This is a genomic window from Stenotrophomonas sp. AS012628, assembly GCF_010608305.1.
In the GTDB taxonomy this organism is placed as follows: domain Bacteria; phylum Pseudomonadota; class Gammaproteobacteria; order Xanthomonadales; family Xanthomonadaceae; genus Stenotrophomonas; species Stenotrophomonas geniculata.
Window position 1 is genome coordinate 1 of record NZ_VMBJ01000038.1, and the last position, 12,080, is coordinate 12,080.

The following is a 12,080-nucleotide window of genomic DNA, read 5'->3' on the forward strand; positions in this document are numbered from 1 at the left end:
ATCGAGTGTCCAAGTTGATTAGACCACCACAGGTTCACGGCGTGTCCTGCCAACCCACACCACCCCGCCATCCCACGGATAGCCCGCTGTTGCTGTTGCTGTTGCCTCTGCGGGTGCAGGGCTGCAAGCCCTGCCGCCCCCCCTTACCCCGCCATCACCGCTTCGATCTCGTCGGCGCTGCGCGCCAGGCCTTCGGTCAGCACGCGATGGCCGTCATCGGTGATCAGCACGTCATCCTCGGTACGGATGCCGATGCCGCGCCAGCGCGGCTCCACCGTCGTGTCGTCCACGCCGATGTACAGCCCCGGCTCGATGGTGAACGCCATGCCCGGCTCCAGCAGGCGTGAATCACCTGCGAGGCGGTAATCGCCTACATCGTGCACGTCCAATCCGATCCAGTGCCCGGTCTTGTGCCGGTAGAAACGCTGGTACAGGCCCTCGGACAGGTTCTTTTCCAGCGTGCCCTTCAACAGGCCCAGCCGCAGCAGGCCTTCGGTCAGGGTCTGTACCGCCGCCAGGTGGCCAGCCTCATACGGCACGCCCGGCTTGGCCTGGGCCAACGCAGCGGCCTGTGCATCGCCGACCAGGTCGTGCAGCGCACGCTGCTCGGCACTGAAGCGGCCATTCACCGGGAAGGTGCGGGTGATGTCGCTGGCGTAGCCGCGGTATTCGGCACCGGCATCGATCAGCACCAGCTCACCATCGCGCGAACGCGCGTTGTTGTCGCGGTAATGCAGGATGCAACCGTTGCGGCCGGCACCCACAATGCTGCAATAGGCCGGCACGGCATCGTTGGCGCGGAACACGCGTTCCAGCTCGGCCTGCAGTTCGTATTCGTGGATCCCTGCCTTTGCCGCCTTCATCGCGGCCAGATGCGCACGCACGCTGATCTGCGCGGCGTGGTGCATCAACGCGACTTCCGCACCCGACTTGAACAGGCGCTGCTCGTGCAGCAGGTGGCCCAACTCCAGGAACTCGTGCGGGGGCTGCGCGCCGTGGCGCACCTGCGAACGCACGCGGTTGACCCAGCCGATCAGCTTCAGGTCGAAATCCGCGTCGCGGCCGAAGTGGTAGTAGACGCGCGAACGGCCTTCCAGCAGGCCCGGCAGGATGTCGTCCAGATCGTCGATCGGGTAGGCATCGTCCATACCGTACTGCGATACCGCGCCTTCCTGGCCGGCGCGGCTGCCGTCCCAGGCTTCGCGCTCGGCATCGCGCTCGCGGCAGAACAGGATGGCCTCGCCGTGGCGGCGGCCCGGGATCAGTACCAGCACCGCTTCCGGCTCCGGGAAACCGCTCAGGTACTGGAAGTCCGAATCCTGGCGGAACGGGTAATGGGTGTCGAGGCTGCGCACCTTCTCGGCTGCGGCCGGCAGTACCAGGATCGCGTCCTCGCCGGCCATGTCCATCAGCTGGCGGCGGCGACGCTTGTATTCGCCGGCCGCGATGCCGGTGCGCTGCTTGATGTCCATCAGTTCAGGCGCTGCCGATGGCGCGAGGCCAGCACCACGTCACCGTGCAGCAGCAGCACCGCCACGCGGATGAATTCCTCGATCTCCGACAGGGCTTCGTCGTCATCATCGCCGCCGGCCTCGAAATCCTCGCTGGAGGCGCGGGCCAGGCTGGCCATGTCGGTCAGCGCTTCCTCGCCCTCTTCGGACAGGGCTGGCCGGTTGCCACCACTGCCCAGACCGAAGCCGCCCAGGAACGAGCGGGTCCAGCTGAACATGGCATCGGCCTGCACGGACACGTCATCGTTGTCGGTCAGCAGCAGTTCGAAGGCGAAGTCACGGTCTTCCAGCTGCTTGATGGTGGCCTGCAGCAGCTGCCCCAGCACGCTGTCGGCGGCCACCGGCGGCAGGTTGTCGTCGGCCAGCACGCGCGCCGGCCAGTCGTTGCCGGGGGCGCCGCCGGCGGCCAGCCAGCCACACAGCGCGCCGTGCAGCTCGGCAGCGGTGGCGCCCAGGCCCAGCTCCTGGCTGGCGCGGGTAACGTCGTCGACGGAGGGAAGTTCGGTCATCGTGCGGCTCGTTCGGAAAGGAAACCCGGGGCGCGCACGCGCGCGCCCGTGAGACCCCGTAGTGTAGCAACCCGACGGCATCCTCTCCGCAGCCGTCCAGCCTTGCTGCGACAACGCTTGACCGCCCTTACCCGGCTTGCCTATCGTGCCCGTATGGAACCCGCTGATCCCCTTGCCCAGCTGCAGGACTTCGCCGCCCGCGTGGAAGCGTTGCTTGAACGCAACCAGCGCCTGGCCGAGGAGAACCGCAGCCTGCGCCACCAGCAGGAACAGCTTGTGGCCGAGCGCTCGACGCTGCTGGCCAAGAATGAGCAGGCACGTTCGCGGGTGGAAGCAATGATCAGCCGGCTCAAATCCCTGGAGCAGCACACATGAGCGCCGAACCGGTCAGTGTCCGCATCCTCGATCGTGAATACACCGTGGGCGTCGGCGGCGATGAACGCGACAGCCTGATGGCCGCCGCGCGCCTGCTGGATGCGCGCATGCGCGAGATCCGCGGCAGCAACCGCATGGCCGCGGTCGATCGCGTCGCCGTGCTGGCCGCGTTGAACCTGGCCCACGAACTGCAGCTGCTGCGCGACGAAAACGCCCGCCAGGCGGTGGCCCTGCAGCAGACGCTGGCCGACCTGAACCGGCGTCTGGACCGCGCCATCGACGGCAACGCCTGAAGGTCGTGCACAACGCGTCTTCTCATATCTGAATTGGCACGGACTGTTGCCGACGAACGGCCTATCCAGATCCTGCGTGCTGGCTATAATGGCCACGCGTTCTCTGCGGTACTCGACGGCATGTGCAAACATTCGCCTTGTCCCTTAAGAACGACACCGGGAGCGCGACAGCGCCGGGAGTGCAGGTCCGCCTTGTAGCGGGAAGCCCGATGGTTCTCCAGCGTTCCCACTTGAGCCCCCGGGTTCAAGGTCGTTTCGCATGCATCGACATTGCGGAGAATGCAATATTCCAGCAAGGGCGGCGTCTTCGGGCGTCGCCCTTGTTCTTTGCGGCACAATGACGGCTGATCCTTGCCGCACGCTGCCATGACCGACCCGCGCCAGGCCCTGCGCCACGACCTGCGGCAACGCCGCCGTGACCTTTCCGCCGCTGAGCGCATCGCCGCCGCCGAATCCCTTGCCGATGCCCTGCTGGCGCTGCCGTTCGCCCCGCGCGAAGGCGCCGTGGCTGGCTACTGGGCGCTGGATGGCGAAATCGCCCTGCACCGCTGGCAGCTGCAACTGCCCGAAGGCCTCACCTACTGCCTGCCGGTGCTGGCCGGTGAGGTGCTGCGCTTCGCACCGTGGCGGCCGGGGCAGCCGCTGACCAGCAACCGCTACGGCATTCCCGAACCGGACGTGGCGGTGGAAGACACCCTGGAACCAGCGCAGATGGCGCTGGTAGTGACCCCGCTGGTGGGTTTCGACGCGCAGTGCCGGCGGCTGGGCATGGGGGGCGGCTGGTATGATCGCAGCTTCGCCTTCCGCCACGATCGGCCGGCGCCGCCCTGGCTGGTCGGTGCTGCATTCGCGGTGCAGCAGGTCGAGTCCTTGCCGGTGGCGTCGTGGGACGTGCCGGTGGATGCGATCTGCACCGAAGACGGCACCCTGTTCCCCTCCGCTGCCCCCGTGAACGCATGACCGCCCGCAAGCGCTACTGGCTGATGAAGTCCGAACCGGACGCCTTCTCCATCGATGACCTGGCCAAGGTCAAGGTCGAACCCTGGAACGGGGTGCGCAACTACCAGGCGCGCAACTTCATGCGCGATGGCATGCAGGTGGGCGACGGCATCCTGTTCTACCACTCCAATACCAAGGTGCCGGGCATCGTCGGCCTGGCCACGGTGGCCAGCACGGCCTACCCGGACGACACCCAGTTCGATCCGAAATCCGACTACCACGACCCCAAGAGCACGCGCGAGAACCCGCGCTGGATGCTGGTGGACGTGGCCTTCGACCGCAAGCTCAAGCAGGTGATCGCGCTGGACGAGATCAAGCTGCACGCTGATGAGCTCGGCGAAGGCTTCCCGCTGGTTGCCAAGGGCAACCGCCTGTCGGTGTTCCCGGTGACGGCCGCGCAGTGGAAGCTGCTGCTGTCGCTGGAAAAGAAATCCTGATTCCCTGCCTGAGAGTTCTCCCATGTCCGAAGCCAAGCGCCTGGCCGCCGAGAAAGCCATCGAGTACGTAGAAGACGGCATGATCGTCGGTGTCGGCACCGGTTCCACCGTGGCCTATTTCATCGATGCCCTGGCCCGCATCCAGCACCGCATCAAGGGCGCCGTATCCAGCTCCGAGCAGAGCACCGCGCGCCTGAAGCAGCACGGCATCGAGGTGATCGAGCTGAACCACAGCGGCAACCTGTCGCTGTACGTGGACGGCGCCGATGAGTGCGACGCCAACAAGTGCCTGATCAAGGGCGGCGGTGCCGCGCTGACCCGCGAGAAGATCATCGCCGAGGCCAGCGAGCGCTTCATCTGCATCGTCGACCCGAGCAAGCAGGTGCCGGTGCTGGGCAGATTCCCGCTGCCGGTGGAAGTGATCCCGATGGCGCGCAGCCTGGTCGCCCGCCAGATCCGCGACATGACCGGCGGCCAGCCGACCTGGCGCGAAGGCGTGGTCACCGACAACGGCAACCAGATCCTGGACATCCACAACCTGCAGATCACCGATCCGGAAAAGCTGGAGCGCGAGCTCAACCAGCTGCCGGGCGTGGTCTGCGTCGGCCTGTTCGCGCGCCGTCGCGCCGATGTGGTGATCGTCGGCGGCGAGCCGCCGGTCGTGCTCTGACCCTTTCGAAGGATCCTGACGATGTCGCTGTTGCGTTCGCTGCTGATGCTTCCGCTGCTGGCCCTGGCCGGCTGCGCCACCGACGCGGCCCGCCATTGGGTCGAGTTGGATGGTGCCCGCTACCAGGTGGAGCTGGCCACCAACGATGAAACCCGCGCGCGCGGGCTGATGTTCCGCGACCAGATGGCGGCCGACCACGGCATGCTGTTCATCCACGACCGCGAGGAAATGCAGGCGTACTGGATGAAGAACACGAAGATCGCGCTGGACATCCTGTACTTCGACAGCGAGCGCAGGCTGGTCAGCCAGCAGCGCGACGTTCCGCCGTGCTCGGCCGGCGACATGTGCCCGCCGTATCCCAGCGGTGGCCCGGCCCGGTACGTGCTGGAGCTCAATGCGGGCCAGGCCGAGAAGCTGAAGCTGAAGGACGGCACCGCGCTGACCTTCGGCCCGGGCATCGAGTAGATCCTCGCCCTGCGTTGAGGAGGAGCGGTAGGCGCCGACCTTGGTCGGCACTGACTTGCCGCGCGCTGGCTGGCTGTGGTGTGGACCAAGGTCCACACCCACCGGAAACCCATCGCCCCAGGCCGTGACTTTTTCACGCGGCACCGCTTGAAACCGCCTGCAAATGTCGCCAGTCTGTGGTCATGCAGGACCGGATCTCTCTCCCCGACTGGGATGCACTGGCCGACCTCGAAGACGAGGCGCTGCCACTGTTGCCGACCGCACTGCTGATCGCGCGCGATGAATACCCCGATTTGCAGCCGTCCACCTACGACGCGTTGATCCAGAGCCATGTCGACCACCTCCGCTCGGAAGTGGACAGCATCGACAACAGCCCGCTGAAGATGGCAGCGATCAACCGTCACCTGTTCGACGAGCTGGGCTACAGCGGCGACCACGACGAGTACTACGACCCGCGCAACAGCTACCTCAACCAGGTATTCGAGCGGCGCCTGGGCAACCCGATCTCACTGGCGCTGGTGCAGATGGAAGTCGCGCGCCGGCTGGGCATTCCGCTCGATGGCGTGTCCTTCCCCGGCCACTTCCTGGTGCGCCTGCCGGTGGACGACGGCGTGCTGGTGATGGACCCGTTCAACGGTGGCCGCCCGTTGGACGTGGACGAACTGCGCGAGCGGGCCAAATCACACTTGGGTGGGCAGATGCCGGACGACCAGGTGCTGGCGCAGATCCTTGACCCGGCGCCGGCGCGCGCGATCCTGATGCGCATGCTGCGTAACCTGCATGGCGTGTATGCCGAGGCCGGCGAGTGGGACCGCGCTGCACGCAGTGCCGATCGCCTGCTGAAGCTGGCCCCGGAGCAGGACGACGCGCTGCGGGATCGCGGCCTGGCCTATCTGCAGCTGGAATATCTGGCCGGTGCCCGCCACGACCTGGGGCAGTACCTGAAGCGCAATCCCGAGGCCAGCGATGCGCAGTGGCTGCGTGAGAAGCTGATCGACCTGGGCGGGCCGGTGCCGCGGCTGCATTGAGGGAGTCGGTGTGTGGACCAACGGTCCACACCCACCCCAACGGTCCGCACCCACAGAAGGGCCTGCAGGCCCTACCGGTCAATCGACTTCGACCATCTCGAAATCGGCCTTGGTCACCCCGCAATCGGGGCAGGTCCAGGTCTCGGGGATGTCCTCCCAGCGCGTCCCCGGCGCGATGCCCTCCTCCGGCAAGCCTTCCGCTTCGCTGTAAAGGAAGCCGCAGACCACGCACATCCAGGTGCGCAAGGTGGTGGGGGTGGCATCGCTCATCGGATAATCAGGGCTGGATTCACGGGCCGCCATTGTCCCATCGCGGCCCACGCACCGGTAGCCATCGATGACTTCTGCTTCCCCGGCGCCCCGCGGCGTCTACCTGATCACCCCGGACGAGCCCGATACCGCGCGCCTGCTGGCCCTTACCGCGCCGCTGCTGGCCGCTGGCGCCACCTGGCTGCAGTACCGCAACAAGACCGCCAACGACGCGCTGCGGCAGGAACAGGCCACCGCACTGCAGGCGCTGTGCGCGGAGCGCGGCGTGCCGCTGATCATCAACGACGACCCGGCGCTGGCCAAGGCCGTGGGCGCGGCCGGCGTGCACCTGGGCGGCACCGACGGTGACATCCCCAGCGCGCGCGCCCTGCTCGGCCCCGACGCCATCATCGGCGCCTCCTGCTACGACCAGTTGGCCAATGCCGAGAAGGCCGTGGCTGCCGGCGCCAGCTACGTGGCCTTCGGCGCGTTCTTCCCGACCACCACCAAGATCACCACCAGCCGCGCCCATACCGACCTGCTGCGGCAAAGCGCCGCACTGGGCGTGCCGCGGGTGGCGATTGGTGGCCTGACGCCGGACAATGTCGGTCCCATCATCGACGCCGGCGCCGATCTGGTCGCCGTGGTCAGCAGCGTGTTCGCCGCCGAAGACCCGGTCGCGACCCAGCGCGCCTTCCTCGCCCAGTTCGCGTAACGCCCAGGATATTCCCCCATGAACCACGACCAGTCCCACGCCCTGTTCTCCCGCGCCCAGCAGCTGCTGCCGGGCGGCGTCAATTCGCCGGTGCGCGCGTTCAAGTCGGTCGGCGGCGAGCCGTTCTTCGTCGAACGCGCCGACGGCGCCTACCTGTACGACGTCGACGGCAACCGCTACATCGACTACGTCGGTTCCTGGGGCCCGATGATCGTCGGCCACAACCACCCGGCGGTGCGCCAGGCGGTGAAGAAGGCGATCGACAACGGGCTGTCGTTCGGTGCGCCGTGCGCGGCCGAAGTGACCATGGCCGAAACCATCACCTGCCTGGTGCCGTCGTGCGAGATGGTGCGCATGGTCAACTCCGGCACCGAGGCCACGCTGTCGGCGATCCGGCTGGCGCGTGGCGCCACCGGCCGCAACCGCATCGTCAAGTTCGAAGGCTGCTACCACGGCCACGGCGACTCGTTCCTGGTCAAGGCCGGCAGTGGCATGTTGACCCTGGGCGTGCCGACCTCGCCAGGCGTCCCGGCCGGCCTGAGCGAGCTGACCCTGACCCTGCCCTACAACGATTTCGAAGCCGCCACCGCGCTGTTCGAACAGCAGGGTGACGACATCGCCGGCCTGATCATCGAACCGGTGGTCGGCAACGCCAACTGCATCCCGCCGCGCGAGGGCTACCTGCAGCACCTGCGCGAACTGTGCACGAAGCATGGCGCGCTGCTGATCTTCGACGAAGTGATGACCGGCTTCCGCGTCGCCCTCGGCGGTGCGCAGGCGCACTACGGCATCACCCCGGACCTGACCACCTTCGGCAAGATCATCGGCGGCGGCATGCCGGTGGGCGCCTACGGCGGTCGCCGCGAGCTGATGCAGCAGATCGCCCCGGCCGGCCCGATCTACCAGGCCGGTACGCTGAGCGGCAATCCGGTGGCGATGGCCGCTGGCCTGGCGATGCTGGAACTGATTCAGCAGTCGGGCTTCCACGCCGACCTGGCCGAGCGCACGGCACGCCTGTGTGCAGGCCTGGAAGCCGCCGCTGCCGACGCCGGCGTGGCGGTGACCACCACCCGCGTGGGCGCGATGTTCGGGCTGTTCTTCACCAGCGAGAAGGTGGAGACCTACGCGCAGGCCACTGCCTGTGACATCCCGGCATTCAACCGCTTCTTCCACGCGATGCTGGACCAGGGCGTGTTCCTGGCACCGTCTGCGTACGAGGCCGGCTTCCTGTCCAGCGCACACGACGATGCGGTGATCGAAGCGACGCTGGCCGCTGCACGCGTGGCGTTCAAGGCCGCCAAGGGCTGATCGCAAAAAGGGGACGGAGGGGATCAAGTCGTTTGTACACAAACGACTTGATCCCCTCCGTCCCCTTTTTTCAACCGAAGACGAACTTGCCCTTCATCATCGCGAAGTGGCCCGGGAACGAGCAGAAGAAGGTGTAGTCACCGCCCTTCTGCAGGCCCTGGGTAGAGAAACGCACACGCGTGGTCTCACCACCGCCGATCACCTTGGTGTGCGCCAGCACGCGCTTGTCGGCCTTCGGCAGGTAGCTGTCGGCCAGGGTCATGCGCATGCCCGCCATCGCCACCGGCTGATAGTCGGCGGTGCGGGTCAGCACCCAGTTGTGGCCCATCGCGGTAGTGGCCAGCTTGCCGGTGTGGCGCAGGGTCAGGTCCACGGCGGTGCAGTCGGCGGCGACCTTGATCTCGCGGCTGCTGAAGCTCATCTGGTCGGTGCTGTCGATGCTCACCGCACACACCCGCGCCATCGCCGACGGCGCCAGCATCAGCGCGCCCAGTCCCACTGCCACCCTCCAAGCCTTCATCGTTGCATCTCCTGCGGATTCAAGCGCCATTCTAGGCAGGCCCCTGTGGCCGCGTCTGCGACCGTCTGTCGCATGGCTGCTCCAGGGTTTCCCGCGTGTTCACTGCAATGGCATGCTCGGCCGATGCGGATCGATCTGTTGCTGTTGGATGTGGATGGCGTGCTGGTGCAGTACCAGCGCGCGCAACGCGTGCTGCACCTGGCCCAGGCGCTGCAGGTTCCGGCGCAGGCCGTGCAGGCCGCGCTGTATGACAGCGGACTGGAAGCGGCGCATGACAATGGCACGCTGGATGGCCCGGCCTATCTGACGCAGCTGGGGGAGCGTCTGGGCACGACTGTCGATGTGGCTGCATGGACCGCGGCGCGGCGGGCCGCCAGCCATCCGCAGGCTGCCGTGCTGCAGCGGCTGCAGGCCCTGCAGCTGCCGATGGCGGTGCTGACCAACAACGGCGCGCTGATGCAGCAGGCCTTGCCCACCCTGCTGCCGGAACTGTTCCCGGCCCTGCGGGAGCGCGTGTTCTGCAGCGCCGGTTTCGGCCTGCGCAAACCCGCACCGGAAGTCTTCCTGCGCACGCTTGAGGTACTCGGCGTGGCGCCTTCGCACACGCTGTTCATTGATGACCTGTTCGCCAATGTGCGCGGCGCACGCGCTGCCGGCCTGCACGCGGAAACCGTGCGCGATGGCCGGGGATTGGGCAAGGTGTTGAAGCGCTATCGGATCGCATGACGCGCTGTAGAGCCGAGCCCATGCTCGGCTCCTGTTGCCTGACATCGCGATGAGCCGAGCGTAGGCTCGGCTCTACAGATGCCTCTGCAGGCTTCAGCGCGCGGCGATGAACGCAGCAATCGCTGCGCGCAGGCGCTTGAGGCCTTCGGCCACTTCTTCGTCGGTGATGTTCAGCGACGGCACGAAGCGCAGCACGTCCGGGCCGGCCTGCAGGGTCAGCAGGCCCTGCTCGGCGGCGTGGTCGAGGATCGCACCGGCCTGGCCGGCAAAGTCCTTGCTCAGCACCGCGCCCAGCATCAGGCCACGGCCACGCACGTCGCTGAACACGCCGAATTCTTCGTTGATGCGCGCAAAGCCATCGCGCAGCGCCTTCGACTGGCGGCTGACATTGGCGGCGATCTCCGCAGAGGCCAGCTTGCGCAGCGCAACGCGTGCGACCGCAGCGGCCAACGGGTTGCCACCGAAGGTGGTGCCGTGCGCACCGAACTGCATGGTTTCGGCCACCTTCGGGCCGGCCAGCATCGCACCGATCGGGAAGCCGCCACCCAGCGCCTTGGCCAGGGTGACCATGTCCGGCACCACGTCGTCCTGCCAGTGCGCGAACAGCGTGCCGGTGCGGCCCATGCCGGCCTGGATCTCATCCAGCACCAGCAGCGCGTTGTGCTGGTCGCACAGCTCGCGCACGCGCTTGAGGAAACCGGACTTGGCCGGCATCACGCCGCCCTCGCCCTGGATCGGCTCCAGCATCACCGCTGCCACGTCACCGGCGGCCATCGCAGTTTCCAGCTGCACCTCATCGTTGAAGTCGATGTAGCGGAAGCCACCGGGCAGCGGCTCGTAGCCTTCCTGGTACTTCGGCTGGGCAGTCGCGGTCACTGCGCCCATGGTGCGACCGTGGAAGCTGCCGCGGAAGGTGATGATCACCCGCTTGTCGGCCGGGCGGCCCTGGCTGGAGGCCCACTTGCGGACCATCTTGATCGCCACTTCATTGGCTTCGGCGCCGGAATTGCACAGGAACACGCGCTCTGCGAAGCGGCTGGCCTTCACCAGCTCCTCGGCCAGGTGCAGTGGCGGCGCGCTGTAGAACACGTTGCTGGTATGCCAGAGCTTGCCGGCCTGTTCGACCAGCGCAGCCACCAGGTCCGGGTCGTTGTGGCCCAGGCCGCACACAGCGATGCCGGCCGCCAGGTCGATGAACTCACGGCCCTGGCTGTCCCACACGCGGGCGCCCTGGCCTCGCTCCAGTACCACCTGGCGGGGCTTGTAGACCGGCAGGTAATAGTGCGAAAGGGAGATCAGCGGATCGGTAGCGGCGGTCATGGCAGTCGGCAGGATTCAGGAATCCCCATTCTCGCGCCGGAACCCCTGCGGCACAATGCGCCCATGCGACCGTTTTCCGCCCCCCAGCTGAACCCCGCCACCGAGACCGGCTGGCGCCGTCGGTGGTTCGACATCATCTACCGCCACGACACCCGCCCTTCGCGCAATTTCGACCTGATCCTGGTGGTGGCGATCGTCGCCAGCATCCTGGTGGTGATGATCGACAGCGTGCAGCACCTGCACGCCGAATGGTCCACCGGCCTGTACATCCTGGAATGGGGCTTCACCATCATCTTCACCGCCGAGTACCTGCTGCGGCTGGCGGTGGTCAAGCGCCCGCTGCGGTATGCGGTGAGCATCTGGGGCATCATCGACCTGCTGTCGATCCTGCCCGCCTACCTGTCGATGTTCATCCCCGGCGCGCAGAGCCTGCTGGTGGTGCGCGCACTGCGCATCCTGCGCGTATTCCGCATCCTCAAGCTGACCCGCTACATCGAGGAAAGTGGCGTGTTGATGACGTCGCTGTGGCGCAGCCGGCGCAAGGTGCTGGTGTTCCTGTTCACGGTGATCACCATCACCATCATCGCCGGTGCGCTGATGTACGTGATCGAGGGTCCCGAACACGGCTTCACCAATATCCCGGCCAGCATGTACTGGGCGGTGGTGACCATGGCCACGGTCGGCTTCGGTGACATCGTGCCGCAGACCGTGCTCGGCCGCTTCGTCACCTCGGTACTGATCCTGATCGGCTACAGCATCATCGCCGTGCCCACCGGCATCTACACCGCCGAACTGGCCAGCACCATGCGTGAAGCCGAACAGGCCGCGCGCCGCGATGCGCGTGGCTGCCCGGACTGTGGGCTGGAAGGCCATGAGCCGGATGCACTGCACTGCCGCAAGTGCGGTGGCAAGCTGCCGGATGCGTTCAACCATTGAGGCATATGCCGGCCAGCGG

The 12,080-nt window shown here is 67.0% G+C and carries 16 protein-coding genes and 1 other RNA gene; 12 read left to right on the plus strand and 5 right to left on the minus strand.

All coding sequences use genetic code 11. The annotated features are described in order from the left end of the window. Nucleotides 1-143: 143 nt before the first annotated feature. Both G5A07_RS15700 and G5A07_RS15705 read right to left on the minus strand, forming a co-directional pair. Nucleotides 144-1,466 carry an aminopeptidase P N-terminal domain-containing protein gene (locus tag G5A07_RS15700; protein WP_191863602.1) on the minus strand — a complete coding sequence of 441 codons (1,323 nt, stop codon included), beginning with the start codon at nucleotides 1,464-1,466 and terminating at the stop codon, nucleotides 144-146. Between the two features lie 5 nt (nucleotides 1,467-1,471). Continuing rightward, nucleotides 1,472-2,020 carry a YecA family protein gene (locus tag G5A07_RS15705; RefSeq protein WP_043400287.1) on the minus strand — a complete coding sequence of 183 codons (549 nt, stop codon included), beginning with the start codon at nucleotides 2,018-2,020 and terminating at the stop codon, nucleotides 1,472-1,474. Nucleotides 2,021-2,173: 153 nt separating this feature from the next. Here G5A07_RS15705 and G5A07_RS15710 point away from each other — a divergent pair, with 153 nt between their 5' ends. The 8 genes from G5A07_RS15710 (at nucleotide 2,174) to G5A07_RS15745 (ending at nucleotide 6,287) form a co-directional block, all read left to right on the plus strand. Continuing rightward, a complete protein-coding gene (locus G5A07_RS15710; RefSeq protein WP_005410898.1) occupies nucleotides 2,174-2,395 on the plus strand; it encodes a TIGR02449 family protein in 222 nt (73 codons plus the stop codon). Continuing rightward, nucleotides 2,392-2,688, plus strand: a complete 297-nt coding sequence (locus G5A07_RS15715) for a cell division protein ZapA (protein ID WP_010484026.1) — start codon at nucleotides 2,392-2,394, stop codon at nucleotides 2,686-2,688. Before G5A07_RS15710 ends, G5A07_RS15715 begins: the two co-directional genes overlap by 4 nt. A gap of 97 nt (nucleotides 2,689-2,785) precedes the next feature. Then, a non-coding RNA gene (gene ssrS, locus G5A07_RS15720) (6S RNA) lies at nucleotides 2,786-2,971 on the plus strand. 83 nt (nucleotides 2,972-3,054) lie between these two features. After that, complete coding sequence (locus tag G5A07_RS15725; RefSeq protein ID WP_019338637.1) at nucleotides 3,055-3,648, plus strand: 5-formyltetrahydrofolate cyclo-ligase; 594 nt, start codon at nucleotides 3,055-3,057, stop codon at nucleotides 3,646-3,648. After that, a complete protein-coding gene (locus tag G5A07_RS15730; RefSeq protein ID WP_019338636.1) occupies nucleotides 3,645-4,124 on the plus strand; it encodes an EVE domain-containing protein in 480 nt (159 codons plus the stop codon). Before G5A07_RS15725 ends, G5A07_RS15730 begins: the two co-directional genes overlap by 4 nt. A 22-nt stretch (nucleotides 4,125-4,146) precedes the next feature. Beyond that, a complete protein-coding gene (gene rpiA, locus G5A07_RS15735) occupies nucleotides 4,147-4,794 on the plus strand; it encodes a ribose-5-phosphate isomerase RpiA (protein ID WP_019338635.1) in 648 nt (215 codons plus the stop codon). Between the two features lie 21 nt (nucleotides 4,795-4,815). Further along, nucleotides 4,816-5,259, plus strand: a complete 444-nt coding sequence (locus G5A07_RS15740) for a DUF192 domain-containing protein (protein ID WP_010484023.1) — start codon at nucleotides 4,816-4,818, stop codon at nucleotides 5,257-5,259. A 182-nt stretch (nucleotides 5,260-5,441) separates the two neighbouring features. After that, nucleotides 5,442-6,287: a SirB1 family protein gene (locus G5A07_RS15745; protein ID WP_010484022.1), complete on the plus strand. Its 846-nt coding sequence runs from the start codon at nucleotides 5,442-5,444 to the stop codon at nucleotides 6,285-6,287. A 78-nt stretch (nucleotides 6,288-6,365) separates the two neighbouring features. Here G5A07_RS15745 and G5A07_RS15750 read toward each other — a convergent pair whose 3' ends face one another. Then, on the minus strand, nucleotides 6,366-6,590 hold the full coding sequence (locus tag G5A07_RS15750) for a rubredoxin (RefSeq protein ID WP_014038358.1): 225 nt from the start codon (nucleotides 6,588-6,590) through the stop codon (nucleotides 6,366-6,368). Between the two features lie 34 nt (nucleotides 6,591-6,624). Here G5A07_RS15750 and thiE point away from each other — a divergent pair, with 34 nt between their 5' ends. Both thiE and hemL read left to right on the plus strand, forming a co-directional pair. Beyond that, a complete protein-coding gene (thiE, locus tag G5A07_RS15755; protein ID WP_049481626.1) occupies nucleotides 6,625-7,251 on the plus strand; it encodes a thiamine phosphate synthase in 627 nt (208 codons plus the stop codon). Between the two features lie 18 nt (nucleotides 7,252-7,269). Beyond that, entirely contained in the window at nucleotides 7,270-8,559 is a 1,290-nt protein-coding gene (gene hemL, locus G5A07_RS15760) for a glutamate-1-semialdehyde 2,1-aminomutase (RefSeq protein ID WP_191863590.1), read from the plus strand. Between the two features lie 70 nt (nucleotides 8,560-8,629). Here hemL and azu read toward each other — a convergent pair whose 3' ends face one another. After that, nucleotides 8,630-9,079, minus strand: a complete 450-nt coding sequence (gene azu / locus G5A07_RS15765) for an azurin (protein ID WP_043400276.1) — start codon at nucleotides 9,077-9,079, stop codon at nucleotides 8,630-8,632. A 123-nt stretch (nucleotides 9,080-9,202) separates the two neighbouring features. Here azu and G5A07_RS15770 point away from each other — a divergent pair, with 123 nt between their 5' ends. Further along, complete coding sequence (locus tag G5A07_RS15770) at nucleotides 9,203-9,805, plus strand: HAD-IA family hydrolase (RefSeq protein ID WP_191863591.1); 603 nt, start codon at nucleotides 9,203-9,205, stop codon at nucleotides 9,803-9,805. Between the two features lie 93 nt (nucleotides 9,806-9,898). On the opposite strand, the gene G5A07_RS15775 is transcribed toward G5A07_RS15770, so the two are convergent. After that, nucleotides 9,899-11,125 (minus strand): acetylornithine transaminase, encoded by a 1,227-nt coding sequence (locus tag G5A07_RS15775; RefSeq protein ID WP_010484016.1) that lies wholly within the window; start codon nucleotides 11,123-11,125, stop codon nucleotides 9,899-9,901. A 63-nt stretch (nucleotides 11,126-11,188) separates the two neighbouring features. Here G5A07_RS15775 and G5A07_RS15780 point away from each other — a divergent pair, with 63 nt between their 5' ends. Further along, nucleotides 11,189-12,061 carry an ion transporter gene (locus G5A07_RS15780; RefSeq protein WP_054172451.1) on the plus strand — a complete coding sequence of 291 codons (873 nt, stop codon included), beginning with the start codon at nucleotides 11,189-11,191 and terminating at the stop codon, nucleotides 12,059-12,061. Nucleotides 12,062-12,080: the final 19 nt, after the last annotated feature.

Excerpts from the sequence above, each read along its gene's own strand:
- azu (WP_043400276.1), bottom strand. The coding sequence starts at position 9,079 with ATGAAGGCTTGGAGGGTGGCAGTGGGACTGGGCGCGCTGATGCTGGCG.
- G5A07_RS15770 (WP_191863591.1), top strand. The coding sequence starts at position 9,203 with ATGCGGATCGATCTGTTGCTGTTGGATGTGGATGGCGTGCTGGTGCAG.
- G5A07_RS15745 (WP_010484022.1), top strand. The coding sequence starts at position 5,442 with ATGCAGGACCGGATCTCTCTCCCCGACTGGGATGCACTGGCCGACCTC.
- G5A07_RS15725 (WP_019338637.1), top strand. The coding sequence starts at position 3,055 with ATGACCGACCCGCGCCAGGCCCTGCGCCACGACCTGCGGCAACGCCGC.
- G5A07_RS15710 (WP_005410898.1), top strand. The coding sequence starts at position 2,174 with ATGGAACCCGCTGATCCCCTTGCCCAGCTGCAGGACTTCGCCGCCCGC.
- G5A07_RS15730 (WP_019338636.1), top strand. The coding sequence starts at position 3,645 with ATGACCGCCCGCAAGCGCTACTGGCTGATGAAGTCCGAACCGGACGCC.
- G5A07_RS15780 (WP_054172451.1), top strand. The coding sequence starts at position 11,189 with ATGCGACCGTTTTCCGCCCCCCAGCTGAACCCCGCCACCGAGACCGGC.
- hemL (WP_191863590.1), top strand. The coding sequence starts at position 7,270 with ATGAACCACGACCAGTCCCACGCCCTGTTCTCCCGCGCCCAGCAGCTG.
- thiE (WP_049481626.1), top strand. The coding sequence starts at position 6,625 with ATGACTTCTGCTTCCCCGGCGCCCCGCGGCGTCTACCTGATCACCCCG.
- rpiA (WP_019338635.1), top strand. The coding sequence starts at position 4,147 with ATGTCCGAAGCCAAGCGCCTGGCCGCCGAGAAAGCCATCGAGTACGTA.
- G5A07_RS15740 (WP_010484023.1), top strand. The coding sequence starts at position 4,816 with ATGTCGCTGTTGCGTTCGCTGCTGATGCTTCCGCTGCTGGCCCTGGCC.
- G5A07_RS15715 (WP_010484026.1), top strand. The coding sequence starts at position 2,392 with ATGAGCGCCGAACCGGTCAGTGTCCGCATCCTCGATCGTGAATACACC.
- G5A07_RS15775 (WP_010484016.1), bottom strand. The coding sequence starts at position 11,125 with ATGACCGCCGCTACCGATCCGCTGATCTCCCTTTCGCACTATTACCTG.
- G5A07_RS15705 (WP_043400287.1), bottom strand. The coding sequence starts at position 2,020 with ATGACCGAACTTCCCTCCGTCGACGACGTTACCCGCGCCAGCCAGGAG.
- G5A07_RS15750 (WP_014038358.1), bottom strand. The coding sequence starts at position 6,590 with ATGGCGGCCCGTGAATCCAGCCCTGATTATCCGATGAGCGATGCCACC.